Genomic DNA, 17,793 nt, shown 5'->3' with positions numbered 1-17,793 from the left:
CCACCTGCGCACTCGCGCCCGCGAGCACCTGGCAGTCTTGCAGCACGTGCGCGTACCCCGCGCCACGTACCGAAACCGCGGCGTCAGCCGTACGGAAAGGGGAGGTCGGCCACCGGCCATGAACATCGTCGTCTGCGTGAAGCAGGTCCCCGACACGGCGACCGAGCGCAAGCTGAGGTCCGATGACAAGACGCTCGACCGCGACGCCGCCGACGGCGTCGTCAACGAGCTCGACGAGTACGCGGTCGAGGAGGCGCTGCGGCTCAAGGAGGCCCACGGCGGTGAGGTCACCGTCCTGAGCATGGGCCCGGCCAAGACCACCGAGACCATCCGCAAGGCCCTGGCGATGGGCGCGGACAAGGCGGTCCACCTGCACGACGACGCGCTGCACGGCTCGGACGCCCTGGGCACCTCCTACGCCGTCTCCCAGGCGTTGAAGAAGATCGGCTTCGACCTGGTCATCCTGGGCTCGGAGTCGACCGACGCCCGCACCGGGATGCTCGCCGCGATGCTGGCCGAGCGGCTCGGCGCCCCCCAGCTCACCCTGGCGAGCAAGGTCGAGGTAGAGGGCACCGCCATCCGGGTCGAGCGGATCACCGACTACGGCTACGACAAGGTCGAGGCCTCGCTGCCGGCCGTCGTGTCCGTCGTGGAGAAGATCAACGAGCCGAGGTACCCGTCGTTCAAGGGGATCATGGCCGCCAAGAAGAAGCCGGTCGAGACGCTCGGCATCGCCGACGCGGACATCGCGGCCGACCAGGTGGGCCTCGCCAACTCCTGGAGCGAGGTCGTCGACTTCGCCGCCGCCCCACCCCGGGCCGCGGGCACCGTGATCAAGGACGAGGGTGACGGCGGCGCCAGGGCCGCCGAGTTCCTCGCGTCGAAGAAGTTCATCTGAGGGGCTGCGAGATGAGTGAGATCCTGGTTCTCGTCGACCACGTCGACGGAGACGTCAAGAAGGTCACCTTCGAGCTGCTGACCCTGGCCCGGTCGCTGGGCGCACCGGCCGCGGTGTGGGCCGGCCCCGGCTACTCGGACAGCGCGAAGGCCAGGCTCGCCGAGTACGGCGCGGAGAAGATCTACGTGGCGGCGGCCGACGAGATCGGCGACTACGTGGCGGCGCCCAAGGCCGAGGTGCTCGCGCACCTGGTGGCCGAGCGCTCCCCGGCCGCGGTCTTCCTCGCGGCCACCGGTGAGGGCAAGGAGGTCGCGGGCCGGCTCGCGATCAAGACGGACTCCGGTGTGATCGCCGACGCCGTGGGCGTCGGCGAGGGCTTCGTCGCCGAGCAGTCGATCTTCGGCGGCGGCGTCAACGTCCACAGCCGGGTGACCAGGGGCATTCCGATCATCACCGTCCGGCCGAACAGCACCGCTCCCGTCGCGGCGGCCGGGGCCGGCGCCGAGGAGAAGGTGGAGGTCGCCCTGTCGGACGCCGCCCGCGCCGCGCGGATCGTGGAGCGGGTCGTGCAGGAGAAGGGCGGCCGGCCCGAGCTGACCGAGGCCGCGATCGTGGTCTCCGGCGGCCGGGGCGTGGGCTCGGGCGAGAACTTCGCGATCATCGAGAAGCTCGCCGACTCCCTCGGCGCGGCGGTCGGCGCCTCGCGCGCCGCGACCGACGCCGGGTGGTACCCGCACCAGTTCCAGGTCGGGCAGACCGGCAAGACGGTGTCGCCGCAGCTCTACATCGCGGCCGGCATCTCCGGCGCGATCCAGCACCGGGCCGGCATGCAGACCTCGAAGACGATCGTGGTGATCAACAAGGACGCCGAGGCGCCGCTCTTCGAAGTCGCCGACTACGGCGTGGTGGGCGATCTGTTCCAGATCGTCCCGCAGCTCACCGAAGAGATCGAGAAGCGCAAGTAGCACCTGGACCGGAAGCGGCGCCGCGCGGCTGACGCGGCGCCGCTTCCGGCGTTCATGAGGTTGTATGAGGGTAGTGGGGCGATCTCGCTCGAAATCACCGCGATCCCTGGCAATTTGTCTTATACATACGTATGATACAGACAGACGGCCAGATTCGAGGGGATGGTTCGGATGGCAAGCGCGATCAAGATGCTCATACGTGGTTCGGCCGGCACGGCGGTTATCGCCGCGACGGTGGCCGCGCTCGGAAAACTGCGCACCACGCACCTCATCACGGTCACGCGGCAGACCACGGCCGAGCCGGAGCACATCTGGCCCCTCTGGGAGGACGTTCCCGCGCGCGTCCGCTGGGACGACGGGCTGGACTGGATCCGCCTCGACGAGGGGCCGTTCGCCCTCGGCGCCACCGGTCACGTCAAGCTGAAGGGCCAGTCGGCCGTCCGCTTCGAGATCATCGAGTGCGACCCCATGCGCAGGTACACCGACCGGTTCTTCCTGCCCGGGGGCACCTTCATGGACTGGGAGCACACCATCGAGGACCGCGGCGACGGCACGCGCGAGGTGACCTTCAAGGTCGTCGTGAAGGGACCGACCGCGCTCGTGCTGACCCCCATCATGAAGAAGATCCTGGGCGGCGCGCTGCCCGAGACCGTGGACCGGCTCGTCTCCCTCGCCGAGGAGACCGCCAAGGCCGGCCGGGGGTGACCGCCGTCCCCGGCCGGTTCCCGGGCGGGCCTAGGCGCGGGTGTCAGGCGGCCAGCGGCAGGTGAGGCTCCTCGCCGCCGTCCCGGGCGGACGCCCGCAGCGGGACGATCTCCGTACGGGACGTAGGCAGCAGCCGTCCCGCAGCGGCGATGACGACGCCGAGGACGACGGCCACGCCCATGGCCAGCCGCAGCGACGCCGAGGCGGACAGGAAGCCGATCACGACCGGCCCGAGCAGCAGTCCCGCGTAGCCCATGGCGCTCACCTGCGCGATCGCGGGGCCCGGCTCGGCCGTCGCGGTGCCCGCGAGCGACAGCGCCATCGGTGAGATCGTCGCCACCGCGAGCCCGACGAAGAACAGCCCGGCCACGGCCGCCGCCGTCACCGGCGCGGCGATGACGGCGAGGAACGCCAGGGCAGTGGCCCCGCCGGAGAGGGCGATCAGCGCGCGGGCGCCGAGGCGTCCACGCAGCCGGTCGCCGCCGAGCCGCGCGACCAGCATGCCGGCCTCGAACACCGGGTAGCCGAGCGCGGCGACCGCCTCGGAGGCGTGCAGCGTGCCGAGCAGGTAGAGCCCGTTCCAGTCGGCCACGACGCCCTCGACCATGAAAGCGGCGAAGGTGATCGCACCGAGCAGGTAGACGACCCCCGGCAGCCTCCGCCGGGCCCGGCCGCTCTCCCGTGCGGCGCCGGTCTCCGGCGCGCGGTCGGGCAGGTGGGTGCGGCTGAGAGCCAGCGCGGCGGGCGCCGAGATCAGGGCCACCAGGAGGATGTGGGTGGTGAGGGACAGGCCCAGCGCGATGGCGGCCGTGCCCAGCAGGCCCGCCGAGATCGCGCCGACGCACCAGCCCGCGTGCATGCCGATCATGATCGGCCGGCCGTACGCGCGCTCGACCAGGGAGCCCTGCGCGTTCATGCCGACGTCGACCGCGCCGAACGCCATGCCGAACAGCGCGGTGGCGGCGACCAGGGCGGGGAAGGTCGGCGCGAGCGCGACGAGGACCAGTGATGCCGCGCACAGGGGAACGGCCGCGCGCAGGACGCCGCGGCTCCCGGCTCTGCCCAGCACGACGCGCATGATCTGCATCGTCAGCAGCGCGCCGACTCCCCAGCCGAGCAGGGCGAGGCCGACCGACGACTCCGGCAGGCGGAGCCGGTCGGCCAGCGCGGGGAGGCGCACGGTGAACGTTCCGCACATCAGGCCGGCCAGGACGAAGGTGAGGACTGCCCCGTGACGGGCCTTCCTCAAAGCGCGGGTCATCACAGCTTCCTTTCCATGTGTGTCAAGTGGGTTTCCGAACCCGGAGAAGTGGGCACACAGCAGCAGGTCGCCCTTTCACGGCATCAGCCGGAAGGAAGGGCGACCACCAGTCGCGCGTGCGGCTCGGTGTAGTGGGCACGGTCCGCGCCGGTGCGGCGCGTCATAGATTCCGCGCGGGCGCGCACGGGTTACGCGGGCGAGTTGCGCAGACAAGATGCCCAGAGCGCCGCGACGGCGCCTGCTGAGAAGGGCCCTATAACAGGGCGAGCAGCCTGGCGCGGACGGCGGCGAAGTCGATGATCGCCGCACAGTGGGTGGCGACCTCCCAGACGCCCTCGCAGGCCAGCCGTACGATCTGGGACGCCGGCGGGTCGGGCTCGTCGTCCAGGCCCTGCCGCATCCAGTGGGCCATCGCCTCGCGCAGCGGCGCGAGCAGCGCGGGATCGCCGGCGGCGCCCGTGACCACCGCCCAGCGCCGGAGCCGGCCGGTCTCCACCGCCTCGAACGTCGCGGCGAGGTAGGACCGCGTGTAGGTGCTCTCCCCCTGGGCCTCGATCAGCGCGTCGAAGTCGGCGATCAGGCGCTCGATCATCCCTTTGACGAGCGCCTCCTTGCTGGCGAAGTGGTAGAGGAGGCCGCCCTTGCTGACGCCGGCGCGCTCGGCCACCGCCGCCAGGGTCAGGGCCTGGGCGCCCTGGTCCTGCAGCAGGGCCTCGGCCGCGTCGAGCAACTCGTCTCGCCTCATGCCACCCTCCTCATGCCGCCTACTGTACCGTCTGGACGGTTAACTTGCGACACCGTTCCGGTGTTCCCCTTCTCCCCGGCTACGCTTGGTGCGCACGAAAAGGCGTTCAGGGGAGGGGTCATGGGATCTGCGTACTTGGACCATGCCTCGACCACCCCGATGCGGCCCGAGGCGATCGAGGCGATGACGGCCCAGCTCGGCCAGGTGGGCAATCCCTCCTCCCTGCACGCGGCGGGCCGCCGCGCCCGTCGGGTCGTCGAGGAGTCGCGCGAGACGATCGCCGGCGCGCTCGGCGCCCGGCCCAGCGAGGTCGTGTTCACGGCCGGCGGCACCGAGGCCGACAACCTCGCCATCAAGGGCCTGTTCTGGGCGAGGAAGCGGCCGAGGATCCTGGTCAGCGCGATCGAGCACCACGCCGCCCTCGACCCTGCCCACTGGCTGGGCGACAACCATGACGCCCGGGTCGAGTTACTCCCGGTCGACGAACAGGGCCGGGTCCACCCCGAGACGCTGCGCGAGGCCATCGCCCGCGACCCGGACGACGTCGCGCTGGTGAGCGTGATGTGGGCCAACAACGAGGTGGGAACCGTTCAGCCGGTGCGCGTGCTGGCCGCCATCGCGCACGAGCACGGCATCCCGTTCCACACCGACGCGGTGCAGGCGGTCGGCCAGCTTCCGGTCTCGTTCGCCGACTCGGGCGTGGACGCCATGACCGTCTCCGGCCACAAGGTCGGCGGGCCGGTGGGCGTGGGGGCGCTGCTGCTGGCGCGCGGCGTCGATCCCGTCCCCGTCCTGCACGGCGGCGGGCAGGAACGCGACATCCGCTCCGGCACGCTCGACGCCCCCGCCATCGCCGGGTTCGCCGCGGCCGTCGAGACCGCCGTCGCGCGGCAGCCCGCGACCGCGGAGCGCCTGTCGGCGCTCCGCGACGACCTCGTCGAGCGCGTACGGCGGGCCGTCCCCGACGTCGTGCTGAACGGCGACCCGGCGGACCGGCTGCCGGCCAACGCCCACTTCTCGTTCCCCGGCTGCGAGGGCGACGCCCTGCTCATGCTGCTCGACGCCAAGGGCGTGGAGTGCTCCACCGGCTCGGCCTGCTCGGCCGGGGTGGCCCAGCCGTCCCACGTGCTGCTGGCGATGGGTCAGGACGGCGTGCGCGCCCGTGGCTCGCTGCGCTTCTCGCTCGGTCACACGTCCACCGAGGAGGACGTCGACCGGGTCACCGAGGTCATCGGACAGGTCGTGGAGCGCGCCCGCCGCGCCGGCCTGTCGTAGCGCGCCATCGCCGTACACCTCCGCCGTACGCCGCTATCGGGCGGTCCGGCGCAGCAGCGCCCGTTGCAGGCGGAGGACCATCCGCGTGCGCCGTGACGAGCGCAACCGCTCCAGCCGGTCCCGGAGCCGGTCACCCAGCTCGACCAGCAGGTCCTCGTCGGCGAAGCGCTCGATCTCGGGGAACATCTCCCGTTCCTCGTCCAGGTGGGCGTGTGACTCCAGCGCGTCGTGCATCACCCCCAGCTCCCGGTCGAACCGCCCGGTGCGCGGGTCGGCCCGGACCAGCGCCGCGAGCTGGTCGCTGAGCTGGCGGTGCTCGGACCAGGCGGCCGCGATGCCCGGGGTGACGTCCCGCATCGCGGGATAGAAGATCTCCTCCTCGATCACCTCGTGCATCCGCAGCTCGTCGAACAGCTCGTCGGCGAGCGCGCGCCGCCGTCCTGGCTGGGAGCGCGGCGTCGCCAGCAGGCGCCGCATGAGCCCGCGCAGCACCTCGTGGTGCTCCACGAGCACCCGCGTCGCCTTCTCGCGCTCCGGCGCCTCCCGCACCTCGGTGAGCACCTCGGGCCGCCTTCTCATGGCCGCACCTCCTGCTGGTGGACGAGGGTGCTTCCGGGCGGCGCGGTGACCACCCTGGGCGCCCGGCGCACTTCGACCCACCCGTCGCGTACGCGGGTCTGGAAGCAGGGCGCGGGCGTGACGGCCGGGCCGTTCAGGCTCTCTCCGCTGTGCAGCTCGAACGCCGAGCCGTGCCAGGGACAGGTGATGGAGCCGTCGCGGAGCCAGCCCTGGGACAGCGGGCCGCCCAGGTGCGGGCAGGCGTCCTCCAGGGCGTGGACGCGGCCGTCCGAGCGGACCAGGACGACCTCCACACCTCCCGCCAGCGCCCGGTGCGGCCTGCCGTCGGCCAGGTCGCGCTCGGCCAGCACCCGGGTGAAACGGCGTGGTTCGAGCCGCCGGTCCGTCTGGTCGACCCCGATCCGGTGGTTGTAGGTGAGCGCGCCGCCGAGGTAGCCGCTGACCATGATCACGGGATAGCCGAGCAGGGCGGCGAGCCGCCCGCGCAGATGGCGGCCCCGGCCCCGCTGCCACCACGACCAGCCGTACAGGCCGAGGGCGAGCGCGTTGAGCGTGCCGTGGACCAGTCCGACCCGCCGGGCGTTGTCGTGGGTGTGCTGCCAGTCGTGCAGGCCGGTCACGGCCGCGGCCAGCGCTCCGGCGAGGCCGACTCCCACGGCCGTCCGCGCGGCCCGCCTGCGCCCGGTGACGTCCAGGACCAGCGCCGTCGTCCACGAGCCGATCGGGACGTCGGTGAGCAGCGGATGAAGGGGGTGTCCCAGCCATACGCCGTGCAGGAGGCCGCGGGCGCGGCCCCTGGTGACCCCGAGGAGGTTCTCCGTGAACGCGAGACCCTGTTCGAGCCGATGGCCCGGCCGGTCGAGGCGGCCTTCGCCCTCGATCGCGTCCATCATCCGGTCCAGTGCGCGGTGAGCCATGTCCGACCCCAATCCCATCGGATCGGCCCCGCAGGCTGCGGGAACGGGTGGAACGCGGGCGCCCGCCCGCGCGTCGCGTCTATCGCGGCGTGCCCATCCCGTATGTCATGAAACGCGCTGAATTTCTGGTTCGGGGCAGGAAGCCGGTTCAGGTCAGGAAGGGGGCGACCGCGCTCCAGGAGGGATCCTCGGCCGTCTCGATCCGGGCGGGTCCCTCCTTCCAGCCGGCCGCGACCTCCTCGATCACCGGCGGCACGTCCCCGGAGGGGTCGGCGTAGAGATGCAGCGTCCGGGTGCGGTCGGCGCTCAGGTGGGCCGCCAGCACGGCCGAGCCGTGCGCGGCCAGCCGTCCGGTCAGCCGCTCCTCGAACTCGCGCAGCGCGTCCAGGGAGGCCCCGGCGGGCTGCCCGTCCGCGTCCGCGTGCTCGTACGGCAGCGTGACGGCGATGTGCTGGTCGAACAGCGGGAAGTCGACCGGGCGCAGGGGATAGCGGGCCGCGGCGGTGAGGCGGGCGCCGGTGGCCGTGTGGCCCTCCAGCAGCGCCCACTGCTCCTCCTTGAACCCCTCCGCCACGTCGGCGACGACCGAGGGCAGGTGGATCGCCGGGAGGGCGTCGATCGGCTCGAACTCGGCGGCCCGGATCTCGCCGACCCAGCGGGCCACCTCGTCCTCGCCCAGCAGCCAGTCGAGGGCGGTGAGGGCCGCCTCCATCCGGGCGTCGTCATCGATATCCGGAAATATGGGGTGAAAGGCGGTGACGTCCACGCGCGGCGTGCCGGGCGGCACGCGCAGCGCCACCACCAGCCGGTCGAGCCCGAACTCCCGCCCGCCGACGTCGATCGTGACGTTCTCGGCCTGCGGGTTCGCCTGCCGAGAGGGGTGGAACTCCCACATCGCGTCGACCGGCGGCGCGGCCAGGGCCCAGCGGTGGGCGAACGGCCGCAGTTCCGGATCGCCCGACGCGCTGACTACCAGGGCGTGCACGGCGAAGCGCCCGGGCACGACCTCCCAGACGAGGGACGGGTGCAGCGCGGCCACGGCCGGGCCGATGGTCTCGGCCAGGGCCTCGGGATCCTCCGCCTCGACGTGCGCGTCGATCCCCGGACGGGCCTGGTCCCACCAGGCCCAGAACGCGGCGATGGCCTCGGCGGGGTCGGCGGACTCGCTCTCGCGCCCGAACAGTCGCATGACCCCGCATCCTCCCAGCCCGCCCGCCCCGATGCCAACGCGGGCGCGCGCCCGTGCCGGCATCGGGGCGGTAACCTCGAACTGTTATGGCTCCCACAGCAAAGCCCACCGGAAAGCCCACGGGAAGGCTCCGCGTCCTCGCCGCCATGTCCGGCGGGGTCGACTCCGCGGTGGCCGCCGCCCGGATCGCCGAGGCGGGGCACGACGTGACCGGCGTCCACCTGGCGCTGTCGTCCAACCCGCAGTCCTACCGCACCGGCGCGCGCGGCTGCTGCACCCTTGAGGACGCCCGCGACGCGCGCCGCGCCGCCGACGTCATCGGCATCCCCTTCTACGTGTGGGACATGGCCGAACGGTTCCACCGCGACGTGGTCGAGGACTTCGTCGGGGAGTACGCCGCAGGGCGCACCCCCAATCCCTGCCTGCGCTGCAACGAGAAGATCAAGTTCGAGGCGGTGCTCGACCGGGCGCTCGCGCTCGGCTTCGACGCCGTCGCCACCGGCCACCACGCGCGGCTTGAGGACGGCGTGCTGCGGCGCAGCGTCGACGACGCCAAGGACCAGTCGTACGTGCTGGGCGTGCTCACCCGTGAGCAGCTCGCGCACGCGATCTTCCCGCTGGGCGGGTCGACCAAGGCCGAGGTGCGCGAGGAGGCCGCGCGGCGCGGGCTGACCGTGGCCGACAAGCCGGACAGCCACGACATCTGCTTCATCGCCGACGGCGACACCCGGGCGTTCCTCGCCGAGCGGCTCGGCGCGGCCGAGGGGCCGATCGTCGACGCGCTCACCGGCCAGGTGGTCGGCAGCCACCAGGGGGCGTACGGCTTCACGATCGGGCAGCGCAAGGGCCTGCGCGTCGACCGGCCCGCCGCCGACGGCAGGCCGCGCTACGTGCTGTCGATCGAGCCGGTGTCCAACACGGTCACCGTCGGGCCGCGCGCCTCGCTGGAGGTGCGCGCCGTCGTGGGCGAGCGTCCGGTGTGGAACGGGCCGCTGCCGGAGCCGTACGAGCCGATCACGTGCCGGGTGCAGCTACGCGCGCACGGCGAGGTGTACGACTGCCGCGCCCAGCTGTCCGGCGGCGAGCTGCACATCGAGCTGGACCGTCCGGCCACCGGCGTCGCGGCGGGCCAGGGGGCCGTCCTCTACGACGGGGACGCCGTCCTCGGCTCCGCCACGATCGCCTCGGCCGTCTGAGGTCAGACCTCCACGCTCTCGCCGACCGGGATGCGGCGGAAGTCGGCCTTCTGCCGTCCGGCCTCCATGCCGAGCCAGTTGTCGATCAGCGTCGCGCCGATGTCGTTGACGATGCCGTCATGGGTCGAGTACGCCCGCGCGGGACGGACGTACCGCAGGTAGAGCAGCATCTCGGCGGCCTTGAGCCACGGCGCGCTGGTCGGCACGAGCAGCGTCGGGACCTCGCGTCCCGGCGGCGTGAGGGCGTCGCCGGGGTAGAACACCTCGTCGTCCACGAAGAAGCCGATGTTCTGCACCGGCGGGACGTCGGGCAGGTTGAGCGCGTGCCACTCGCCGATCGCGCTGACGTGGAAGCCCGCCGTGTCGAAGCCGTCGCCATGGGTGACGACCTGGACCTTCGCCGGGATGTCGCCGAGCTGGTCGGCGACGGCCCGGCAGGTGAAGACCTCCAGGTCGGGGCTCGCGTTCCCGAGCAGGCCGGCGTCCACGTGGTCGAAGTGCTCGTGGGTGATCAGCACCGCGTCCGCGCCGTCGAGAAGCCCCGGGCCGCTGAATGTGCCGGGGTCGATGACGAGCGTCCGCCCGTCCTTCTCCAGCCGCCAGCACGCGTGACCGAGTTTGGTGAGTTTCATACTCCCTAAGCTAGTGACCGTGAGCGAGTATCCGTGGAGCGAGGCCTCGGCCACCGGGGTGGGGTCCTACCCGGGCGAGGACCATCTTGAGGCGTTGCGCACCGCGTTCGGCGAGCTGCCCATGCCGTATCTGCCCGAGTTGCCCGCCCGGGGAGTCGGCGCGGACATGATCGGCCGTACGGCGTCGCTGCTGGTCGAGCTGCCCGTCGAGGTGCAGCCGTCCGGCTGGCGGCTCTCCGACCGGCCGGGCCGGGATTTCAAGCGGGCCAGGGACCATCTCACCCGCGACCTCGACGGCCTGGAGGAGGTGGCCCAGGGCTACCGGGGGCCGTTCAAGATCCAGGCGTGTGGCCCGTGGACGCTCGCCGGGGCGATCGAGCTCAGGTACGGCGACAAGGTGCTCGCCGACGCCGGAGCCGTACGCGACCTGACCGAGTCGCTGGCCGAGGGACTGGCGCAGCACGTGGCGGAGGTCCGGCGGCGGGTCCCGGGTGCGGACCTCGTCGTCCAGATCGACGAGCCGGGGCTGCCCGGCGTGCTGGCGGGCACGGTGCCGACCGCGTCCGGCTTCGGGCGGCTGGCCGCCGTCGAGTCGCCCGTCGCGGCCGAGCGGCTGCGGACCGTGCTGTCCGCGCTCGCGCCCGCGTTCCCGGTCGTCCACTGCTGCGCGCCGGGCGTGCCGTACGAGGTGATCCGTACGGCGGGCGCGCGCGCCGTCTCGGTGGACGCGGGGCTGCTGCGGCGCAGGGACGAGGACGAACTGGGCGAGACGATCGAGAAGGGCCTCGCGCTGCTGCTCGGCGTGGTGCCCGGCACGGACACCCGGCTGGCGGACGTCGGCGTGGTGGCCCGGCCGGCGGTGGAGCTGTGGCGGCGCCTCGGCTTCCCGCCCGCCCGGCTCGCCGAGCAGGTCGTGCTCACCCCCGCCTGTGGCCTCGCCGGAGCCTCGCCCGCGTACGCCAGGGCGGCGCTGGCCCGGTGCCGGGAGGCGGCCCGGGTTCTGCGCGAGGACCCCGGCGAGTAAGAGGGGCGAGTGGGGGCGCCAGGGTGATCCAAGCGATCTCCCAGCCCGTTCCCAAGTGATTCACAAGCCTCGGGGCCTATCTCTTGACGTGCTGGAAGTTCACCCGTCAGGAGAAAGACCCATGCGAAGCGCCGCGCGCCTTCTGCTCCCTCTCGCCGCCACCGGCCTGTCCGCCGCCCTGTCCGTGGGGCTCGCCGCCGCTCCGGCCTCGGCCTCGGCTGCCACGTCGGCCATGTCGGCCACGGCCGCTTCCACCGCTGCGGAGACCTGGAAGTGGGGGCCGACGGCGTCCTCCGACTACAAGGGCTGGGCGAGCGGATCGGTCCGGTCGACCTCGTCCGGCCTGCGTGTCGCCGGCGACCTCTACGACGCGGGCGGCGCCAGGACCTGCTCGTGGGTGACGATCAAGTGGCTGACCGACCACGGCAGGTACCGCACCGCGACCTTCCGCAACTGCTCGCAGTCCACTCCGCGCTCTTTCAGGGTGAACGCGGGATACATGCTGCTCGCCAAGGCCAGGGTCTGCCGGGGCACCGCGACCCGCGTCACCGGCCGTTGCTCGCGCTGGGAACGGGTCTGGACCCAGGGCGGCTGAGCTCTCGGGCCGGTCCCCCTCCATCCACCCTGACCGGCCCGAGTTGACCCGGACAAAAAGGAATGAAAGTGGGCTGCAAGCGGTCTACCGTAATTCTCGATCGCTCCTGAAAACGAGGGGCCGCGCGGTCTGGAGCGGTCCCCTCGCGGAGTGGTCCGGCGGGAGCCGTTCCTCGTCCTCGGCGCGGCTCCCGCCCCCGTCCTTCGCGTTCTGTCGGCCGCCGGGGATACGGTTGGCCTGGGTCGTTGACGAGGGGAGACGGGCGACGTGACCGACAGGGCGGACGGGCTCGACGACATCGTGGACGAGTTCGGGGATATGACGGACGAGCTCGCCGAGAGCGGGCAGGAGCAGAGCGCGGAGAGCGCGGCGAATGCGCAGAGCGCGCCGAGCGAGGCGCGGGAGCGGCACGCCGAGCTCGCGGAGCTGCTTGATGAGGCCAACTGGCGCTACTACGTGCTCGACTCGCCCACGGTGAGCGACGCCGAGTACGACGGCTGGATGCGGGAGATCCGCGCGCTGGAGGAGCGGCATCCCGACCTGAGAACGCCCGACTCGCCCACCCAGCGGGTCGGCGCGCCCATCTCCTCGGACTTCCCCGAGGTCACGCACCTACAGCGCATGGAGAGCCTCGACAACGCGTTCAGCCAGGAAGACCTGGCCGCCTGGCAGGCGCGTGCGCAGCGGCTCATCGAGGCCGATCCCGGGCCCTATCTGTGCGAGCTGAAGATCGACGGGCTTGCCGTCGCGCTCGTCTACGAGAAGGGCCGCCTGGTGCGGGGGGCCACCCGTGGCAATGGTCGTACGGGTGAGGACGTCACGCCCAACGTCCGGACCCTGCGCGACGTGCCGCAGCGGCTCACCGGAGACGACGTGCCGGACCTGGTCGAGGTGCGTGGCGAGGTCTTCCTGCCGGTGAAGGGCTTCGAGCAGCTGAACGAGCAGCTCATGGACGCCGGCAAGGCGCCGTTCGCGAATCCCCGCAACTCGGCCGCCGGTTCGCTGCGGATGAAGGACCCGCGCATCACCGCGCAGCGCCCGCTCCGGATGATCGTCCACGGGGTCGGCAAATGGGAGGGAACCACACCGCCCGCCACCCAGTCGGAGATGTACGAGCGGCTCGCGTCCTTCGGGCTGCCGGTGAGTGACCGCTACAAGGTCGTGGAGACGCTCGACGAAGTGCGCGAGTTCGTCGAGTACTACAACGACCACCGCCACGATCCGGAGTACGAGATCGACGGTGTGGTCGTGAAGGTCGACCGGGTCCCCATTCAGCGGCAGCTCGGCTCCACGAGCCGGGCCCCGCGCTGGGCGATCGCGTACAAGTACCCCCCGCAGGAGGTCAACACCCGGCTGCTCGACATCCAGGTGGGAGTAGGCCGGACCGGCCGGGTCACACCGTTCGGCGTGATGAAGCCCGTCGTGGTTTCCGGGTCCACCGTGGAGCGGGCCACGCTGCACAACGCGTCGGAAGTCAAGCGCAAGGGGGTGCTGATCGGCGACATGGTCGTGCTGCGCAAGGCGGGAGACGTCATCCCCGAGATCGTCGGGCCGGTCGTGGACCTGCGGCAGGGCGACGAGCGGGAGTTCGTCATGCCCACGCACTGCCCGGAGTGCGGCACCGAGCTGGCCTACGAGCGGGAGGGCGACGCCGATCTGCGCTGCCCGAACGCCCGCTCGTGCCCCGCGCAGCTCCGTGAGCGGATCTTCTTCGCGGCCGGGCGCAACGCGTTCGACATCGACGGGCTGGGCTATGTGGCCGCGACCGCGCTGACCCAGCCGCTGCCGCCGCAGGAGCCGCCGGTCCGCACCGAGGCCGACCTGTTCGACCTGACGATCGACAAGCTGCTGCCGATCAGGTCCGTAGTCCGCGACGCCGACACGGGCCTGCCGAAGACCGATCCGGAGACCGGCGAGCCGAAGGTGGTCTCGTTCTTCGCCAACATGTCCGGCGAGCCCAGCAAGCACGCGGAGCTGATCCTCCAGCAACTGGAGGAGAAGAAGGACCAGCCGTTGTGGCGGGTGCTCGTGGCGCTGACGATCCGGCACATCGGGCCGCCGACGGCCCGCGCCCTGGCGGACGAGTTCCGTTCGATCGACGCCATCGCCAAGGCGTCGGAGGAGGAGCTCGCGGCGGTGGAGGGCATCGGCCCAAGGGTCGCCGCCACGATCAAGGAATGGTTCGAGGTCGACTGGCATCGGGAGATCATCGACAGATGGCGGGCCGCCGGAGTCCGGATGGCGGACGAGTCGGCGGCCGACGAGGGGCCGCGCCCCCTTGAGGGGCTGACGTTCGTCGTCACCGGCACGCTCGCGGACTTCAGCCGCGACGAGGCGAGCGAGGCCATCGCCGGCCAGGGGGGCAAGGTCACCTCGTCGGTGTCAAAGAAGACCAGCTTCCTGGTGGTGGGGGACAACCCCGGCTCGAAGTACGACAAGGCGGTCAAGGCCGGCGTGCCCATCCTCAACGAGGAGGGCTTCCACACGCTCCTCCGTGAGGGCCCGGACGCCGCCCGCGCCGCCGCCGTCACCCCCGAGGAGTAACCCCGAGGAGTAACCCCGAGGAACGCCCAGCGCCCGTATTCGGAGTCGCCAGTGCCCGCGCCCGGAGCCGCCGCGAATCAGACCAGCACGACACGAGGCGTACGGCTGCCGAGACGGCCCTGGGCCGTCATGGCCAGGCGGCCAGCAGCTCTTCGGGGCCCCAATGCGCGGCGAGCGGCAGGTTGTCGTCGACACCCGACCGGGAGACGGCCACGCCCACAGGATTGCATCGCCTCAATCACCGAGAGGTGGCTGCCGACTAGGTCCCGGATATACGTAGAACCGATCTAACGTAGATGCGATCTTACTTTGTGCGGTCCAGGTGCCTCCTGAGCCGGTGTCCGCAGAGCAGCAAAACGGCGCGCCCCGTCCTATGTGGATCGGGGCGCGCTGTCGTCCGGGCGGCTGCCCGAGGGAGCCGTCGTCAGCAGTCGACCAACTGCGCCATCGCGTTCTTGGTCTCGCTCGCGATGTCGAGGCCCATCGAGAGTTGATCGAATACCGCTTTCAGCAGCCCCAGGTGCCGGATCGTCTCACCTTCGACGGGAGCGCCCGACCGAAGTCGCGCGTTGATGGCGAGAGCCGCCATGATCTGCTTGTCGGTGAAGGCTTGATCGAGCAGACGAGTGAAGTCCTCACCCTGGGCTTCCTGAATTTTCTGCGCCTCGGCTGCGTCGACGTGGGCATACACCCACACGTTGCCTTCCATGGCGTGGCCTTCGAGGCAGTCGAACACGAAGAGCTTGTGGTTCTGCCTGATCAGGCCGGCGGTAGGCATGTTGAGACGGTCGAAGACCTCGATCATCGTCGAGTCGAGGGTAGGCAGCCAAGGGCGCTCTCCGATACCCAGCTTGATCAGGTCGCTCACAGGATGCCTTCCTTCCAGTTTGTCGACTCGAAGCAGGCGTCGAACCTGTCCCTCTCATCATTGGTCCACAGCCGGTCGTCGTCTACCAGCGCTACGGAGACATGCCCCGGTATACGTCTCGTTGGACTGGCCCATACCCGAAACCCGGCAGCTCGCAGCTTGCCGACCAGCGCATAGCGTACGCCCTCTCCCGGGATCGCTCCTTGAGCGCGTCGATGGTTCACCGCCGTCGCTGCTTCGTCTGGCGTCTTCTTGCCCCTGAGGAGGGAAAGCTCGCGTGGGACTTCATGAGCCGAGGGACACCGTTTGAACGGCGTACCTTCGATCGGCTTGTGGATCGTTCCATACTGTGTGACCCAGTCCTCATCGCTGAGGTCGTCATTCATCTGCTCGCCTGTGGGGTCGTCTTCGATCAGGAGTTGATGGGGGCGCTTGACTCGATGAGGTTGTCGAAGGCGAGGGCGGCCATGGAGGGCCTGTCGGCGAAGAGTCCGTCCAGCAGGCGGATGAGGTCGTCACCCGCGGCGTTCTGGAGGCGGCTCACCTCGATCGCGTCGACCTGGGTGTAGGCCCAGAAGCTGACTTTCGACCCGCGACCGTCGATGCAGTCGAAAACGTAGAGCCTGCCGTCCTGTTCGATCAGTCCCGCGGTGGGCGGGTCGCATTCCTCGTAGATCTCGACCACACGGGTGTCGGAAGTAGGCCGCCAGGGACGCTCTCCGATCTGCAGCCGGACCGGGTCACTCCCTCGCCGCCTGAAGGGGCGCAGCTCGACCACTTTGCCGTCGATCGCGTCGCGCCGGCTTGCCTGCTCTTCGCACAGGGCGTCGTCACCCATGAGCACCTACTGGGGGAGTAGTGGCGGTAGTTGCAAGACATCCTAAACGCTTCGCTGTCGATCGATCACCCAATGTGAGTGCCGGTGGGTAAAGCGAAGGCGTGCCGTACGGCTGGGGAGGACCGTACGGCACGCCTGGTATCACGCGAAGATCAGGAAGCGGTGCAGCTCAGCGGGTTGGGAGTGGAGGGGGTTCCGCTGGAGTTGCCGAGGAAGCCGAACGTGGTGCTGGCACCCGGGGCGAGGTTCCCGTTCCAGTTCAGGTTCGAGGCCGTGATGCTGGTGGTGCCGGTCAGGTTGGCGTTCCACGACTGGGTGATGGACTGCCCGCTGGGCATGTTCCACTTGACCGTCCAGCTGCTGATCGCCGAGGAGCCCGCGTTGGTCACGGCGACCTCACCCTGGAATCCGCCTCCCCACGTGCTGACGACCTTGTAGACCGCCGTGCAGCCCTTGCCGCCGAAGGTCGGAGACGTTGAAGGCGACGCGGAGGGCGACTGGGACGGAGAGGCGGACGGCGAGGCGGAGGGCGACTGAGACGGAGACCGCGTCGGGCTCTGCGACGGCGAGGCCGACGGGGACTGCGGCGGGGTGTACGGGGCGGCGATCGCCAGGTCGTACGCCCGCTGCGGGACGAACTGACCCGCCGGGGCGATGCAGCCGTCGGACTCGCCCGGAGGCTTGACCCACAGGTACGCGGCGATCGCCGAGTCGCCGGTGTTGGTGGTGCTCCAGGTGCCGGTGGCGCGGCCGGCCGGGTCACACCACTCGCTGCCGACCGGGCCGTTGCCGTTGCGGCTGGTGTCGATCACGGCCTTCAGCCAAGACAGGCCGGTGGCCCCGATGACGTTCTTGGCGTAGGAGACCGTGGCGGAGGTGTACCGGTAGTTGGAGACGTTGAGCGAGATGCCGTCCGCGCTGTTGGCGATGTCGGCACCCCTCAGGCGGTTGGCCATGTCGGAGGCGCCCACCCAGGCCTCGTTGCCCGCGTCGAAGTAGACCTTGACCTGCGAGGAGGTGGCCTTGAACTTCTTCCCGGCGTACGCCATGGAGGCCTGGACCTCGGCCTGCTGGGAGGAGTTCATGCAGTTCGGCATGATCGACAGGGCGTCGGGCTCCAGGATGATGTAGGCCGGACGCCCACCGAGGCCCGCGGCGACCTGGTCGATCCAGGCCCGGTACGACGCGTGGTCGGGAGCGCCACCCGCGCTCGCGCCGCCGCAGTCGCGGTTCGGCATCTCGTAAACCACCATGATCGGGATCTTGCCGGCCGCCGCGGCCGCGCCCACGTAGGCGTCGACCTGGCTGCGCACCGTGGAGGGGTTGTAGCTGGCGAACCAGCGGCCCTGCGGGACGGCGGCGATGCGGTCCCGGATGACCGCGGTCTTGCTGTCATTGGGGTTGGCGGCGACCCACTTGGCGGCGCTGGTCGTCGGATCCACGTAGAAAACGGAGTCGGCGGCCTGGGCCGCGGTGGAGGTCACAACGGCCGCTCCCACGGCGACCGTGGTGGCCGCGGCGAGAATGGCCGCCGTCAAGGGCCTTCTGCGAGACATGGAATT

At 71.1% G+C, this 17,793-nt stretch carries 18 protein-coding genes; 8 read left to right on the top strand and 10 right to left on the bottom strand.

Annotated features, from left to right (window positions below):
* Positions 1-118: 118 nt before the first annotated feature.
* The 3 genes from FED44_RS33310 (at position 119) to FED44_RS33300 (ending at position 2,568) form a co-directional block, all read left to right on the top strand.
* Positions 119-898, top strand: a complete 780-nt coding sequence (locus FED44_RS33310) for an electron transfer flavoprotein subunit beta/FixA family protein (RefSeq protein WP_111698838.1) — start codon at positions 119-121, stop codon at positions 896-898.
* Positions 899-909: 11 nt separating this feature from the next.
* Positions 910-1,863, top strand: a complete 954-nt coding sequence (locus tag FED44_RS33305; RefSeq protein WP_111698836.1) for an electron transfer flavoprotein subunit alpha/FixB family protein — start codon at positions 910-912, stop codon at positions 1,861-1,863.
* A gap of 171 nt (positions 1,864-2,034) precedes the next feature.
* Positions 2,035-2,568, top strand: a complete 534-nt coding sequence (locus FED44_RS33300; RefSeq protein ID WP_165900513.1) for an SRPBCC family protein — start codon at positions 2,035-2,037, stop codon at positions 2,566-2,568.
* A gap of 43 nt (positions 2,569-2,611) precedes the next feature.
* Here the strand turns inward: FED44_RS33300 and FED44_RS33295 are convergent, their stop codons facing one another.
* Together FED44_RS33295 and FED44_RS33290 are read right to left on the bottom strand one after the other, a co-directional pair.
* Entirely contained in the window at positions 2,612-3,829 is a 1,218-nt protein-coding gene (locus FED44_RS33295; protein WP_138463155.1) for an MFS transporter, read from the bottom strand.
* Between the two features lie 253 nt (positions 3,830-4,082).
* Complete coding sequence (locus FED44_RS33290) at positions 4,083-4,574, bottom strand: TetR/AcrR family transcriptional regulator (protein ID WP_138463154.1); 492 nt, start codon at positions 4,572-4,574, stop codon at positions 4,083-4,085.
* A 120-nt stretch (positions 4,575-4,694) separates the two neighbouring features.
* Here FED44_RS33290 and FED44_RS33285 point away from each other — a divergent pair, with 120 nt between their 5' ends.
* Complete coding sequence (locus FED44_RS33285) at positions 4,695-5,849, top strand: cysteine desulfurase family protein (RefSeq protein WP_138463153.1); 1,155 nt, start codon at positions 4,695-4,697, stop codon at positions 5,847-5,849.
* A 33-nt stretch (positions 5,850-5,882) separates the two neighbouring features.
* Here the strand turns inward: FED44_RS33285 and FED44_RS33280 are convergent, their stop codons facing one another.
* From FED44_RS33280 to FED44_RS33270, 3 genes are all read right to left on the bottom strand, one after another.
* On the bottom strand, positions 5,883-6,428 hold the full coding sequence (locus FED44_RS33280) for a hemerythrin domain-containing protein (RefSeq protein ID WP_111698826.1): 546 nt from the start codon (positions 6,426-6,428) through the stop codon (positions 5,883-5,885).
* On the bottom strand, positions 6,425-7,345 hold the full coding sequence (locus FED44_RS33275; RefSeq protein WP_208759313.1) for a Rieske (2Fe-2S) protein: 921 nt from the start codon (positions 7,343-7,345) through the stop codon (positions 6,425-6,427). The genes FED44_RS33280 and FED44_RS33275 overlap by 4 nt, the downstream gene beginning before the upstream one ends.
* A 148-nt stretch (positions 7,346-7,493) precedes the next feature.
* The gene (locus tag FED44_RS33270) at positions 7,494-8,534 is read right to left on the bottom strand and encodes a DUF695 domain-containing protein (RefSeq protein ID WP_138463152.1); all 1,041 of its coding nucleotides are present in this window, start codon (positions 8,532-8,534) and stop codon (positions 7,494-7,496) included.
* Between the two features lie 86 nt (positions 8,535-8,620).
* Here FED44_RS33270 and mnmA point away from each other — a divergent pair, with 86 nt between their 5' ends.
* Positions 8,621-9,730 carry a tRNA 2-thiouridine(34) synthase MnmA gene (gene mnmA / locus FED44_RS33265; protein WP_111698822.1) on the top strand — a complete coding sequence of 370 codons (1,110 nt, stop codon included), beginning with the start codon at positions 8,621-8,623 and terminating at the stop codon, positions 9,728-9,730.
* 2 nt (positions 9,731-9,732) lie between these two features.
* Here the strand turns inward: mnmA and FED44_RS33260 are convergent, their stop codons facing one another.
* Positions 9,733-10,362, bottom strand: a complete 630-nt coding sequence (locus FED44_RS33260) for an MBL fold metallo-hydrolase (RefSeq protein ID WP_111698820.1) — start codon at positions 10,360-10,362, stop codon at positions 9,733-9,735.
* 19 nt (positions 10,363-10,381) lie between these two features.
* On the opposite strand from FED44_RS33260, the gene FED44_RS33255 reads away from it, so the two are divergent.
* From FED44_RS33255 to ligA, 3 genes are all read left to right on the top strand, one after another.
* Positions 10,382-11,386 carry a methionine synthase gene (locus tag FED44_RS33255; RefSeq protein ID WP_138463151.1) on the top strand — a complete coding sequence of 335 codons (1,005 nt, stop codon included), beginning with the start codon at positions 10,382-10,384 and terminating at the stop codon, positions 11,384-11,386.
* A 121-nt stretch (positions 11,387-11,507) separates the two neighbouring features.
* Entirely contained in the window at positions 11,508-11,981 is a 474-nt protein-coding gene (locus FED44_RS33250; RefSeq protein WP_138463150.1) for a hypothetical protein, read from the top strand.
* A gap of 318 nt (positions 11,982-12,299) precedes the next feature.
* Positions 12,300-14,525 carry an NAD-dependent DNA ligase LigA gene (gene ligA, locus FED44_RS33245; protein ID WP_138463180.1) on the top strand — a complete coding sequence of 742 codons (2,226 nt, stop codon included), beginning with the start codon at positions 12,300-12,302 and terminating at the stop codon, positions 14,523-14,525.
* A gap of 424 nt (positions 14,526-14,949) precedes the next feature.
* Here the strand turns inward: ligA and FED44_RS33240 are convergent, their stop codons facing one another.
* From FED44_RS33240 to FED44_RS33225, 4 genes are all read right to left on the bottom strand, one after another.
* Positions 14,950-15,393, bottom strand: coding sequence for a hypothetical protein (locus FED44_RS33240; protein WP_138463149.1), 444 nt, complete (start codon positions 15,391-15,393; stop codon positions 14,950-14,952).
* Positions 15,390-15,779, bottom strand: a complete 390-nt coding sequence (locus FED44_RS33235; protein WP_133305903.1) for a hypothetical protein — start codon at positions 15,777-15,779, stop codon at positions 15,390-15,392. The genes FED44_RS33240 and FED44_RS33235 overlap by 4 nt, the downstream gene beginning before the upstream one ends.
* A 26-nt stretch (positions 15,780-15,805) precedes the next feature.
* Entirely contained in the window at positions 15,806-16,231 is a 426-nt protein-coding gene (locus FED44_RS33230) for a hypothetical protein (protein ID WP_111698814.1), read from the bottom strand.
* A 152-nt stretch (positions 16,232-16,383) separates the two neighbouring features.
* Positions 16,384-17,787, bottom strand: a complete 1,404-nt coding sequence (locus tag FED44_RS33225) for a glycoside hydrolase family 6 protein (RefSeq protein WP_111698812.1) — start codon at positions 17,785-17,787, stop codon at positions 16,384-16,386.
* Between the last annotated feature and the right edge of the window lie 6 nt (positions 17,788-17,793).

Source organism: Microbispora triticiradicis, assembly GCF_005864065.1.
GTDB lineage: Bacteria > Actinomycetota > Actinomycetes > Streptosporangiales > Streptosporangiaceae > Microbispora > Microbispora triticiradicis.
Note: the sequence above shows the minus strand (reverse complement) of the source record. Positions and strands in the feature narration are given on the sequence as shown.

Coding starts and splice junctions, on each gene's coding strand:
- FED44_RS33260 (WP_111698820.1), bottom strand. CDS start 10,362: ATGAAACTCACCAAACTCGGTCACGCGTGCTGGCGGCTGGAGAAGGAC.
- FED44_RS33300 (WP_165900513.1), top strand. CDS start 2,035: ATGGCAAGCGCGATCAAGATGCTCATACGTGGTTCGGCCGGCACGGCG.
- FED44_RS33250 (WP_138463150.1), top strand. CDS start 11,508: ATGCGAAGCGCCGCGCGCCTTCTGCTCCCTCTCGCCGCCACCGGCCTG.
- FED44_RS33270 (WP_138463152.1), bottom strand. CDS start 8,534: ATGCGACTGTTCGGGCGCGAGAGCGAGTCCGCCGACCCCGCCGAGGCC.
- FED44_RS33285 (WP_138463153.1), top strand. CDS start 4,695: ATGGGATCTGCGTACTTGGACCATGCCTCGACCACCCCGATGCGGCCC.
- FED44_RS33305 (WP_111698836.1), top strand. CDS start 910: ATGAGTGAGATCCTGGTTCTCGTCGACCACGTCGACGGAGACGTCAAG.
- FED44_RS33290 (WP_138463154.1), bottom strand. CDS start 4,574: ATGAGGCGAGACGAGTTGCTCGACGCGGCCGAGGCCCTGCTGCAGGAC.
- mnmA (WP_111698822.1), top strand. CDS start 8,621: ATGGCTCCCACAGCAAAGCCCACCGGAAAGCCCACGGGAAGGCTCCGC.
- FED44_RS33230 (WP_111698814.1), bottom strand. CDS start 16,231: ATGGGTGACGACGCCCTGTGCGAAGAGCAGGCAAGCCGGCGCGACGCG.
- ligA (WP_138463180.1), top strand. CDS start 12,300: ATGACGGACGAGCTCGCCGAGAGCGGGCAGGAGCAGAGCGCGGAGAGC.
- FED44_RS33225 (WP_111698812.1), bottom strand. CDS start 17,787: ATGTCTCGCAGAAGGCCCTTGACGGCGGCCATTCTCGCCGCGGCCACC.
- FED44_RS33295 (WP_138463155.1), bottom strand. CDS start 3,829: ATGACCCGCGCTTTGAGGAAGGCCCGTCACGGGGCAGTCCTCACCTTC.
- FED44_RS33235 (WP_133305903.1), bottom strand. CDS start 15,779: ATGAATGACGACCTCAGCGATGAGGACTGGGTCACACAGTATGGAACG.
- FED44_RS33280 (WP_111698826.1), bottom strand. CDS start 6,428: ATGAGAAGGCGGCCCGAGGTGCTCACCGAGGTGCGGGAGGCGCCGGAG.
- FED44_RS33275 (WP_208759313.1), bottom strand. CDS start 7,345: ATGGCTCACCGCGCACTGGACCGGATGATGGACGCGATCGAGGGCGAA.
- FED44_RS33310 (WP_111698838.1), top strand. CDS start 119: ATGAACATCGTCGTCTGCGTGAAGCAGGTCCCCGACACGGCGACCGAG.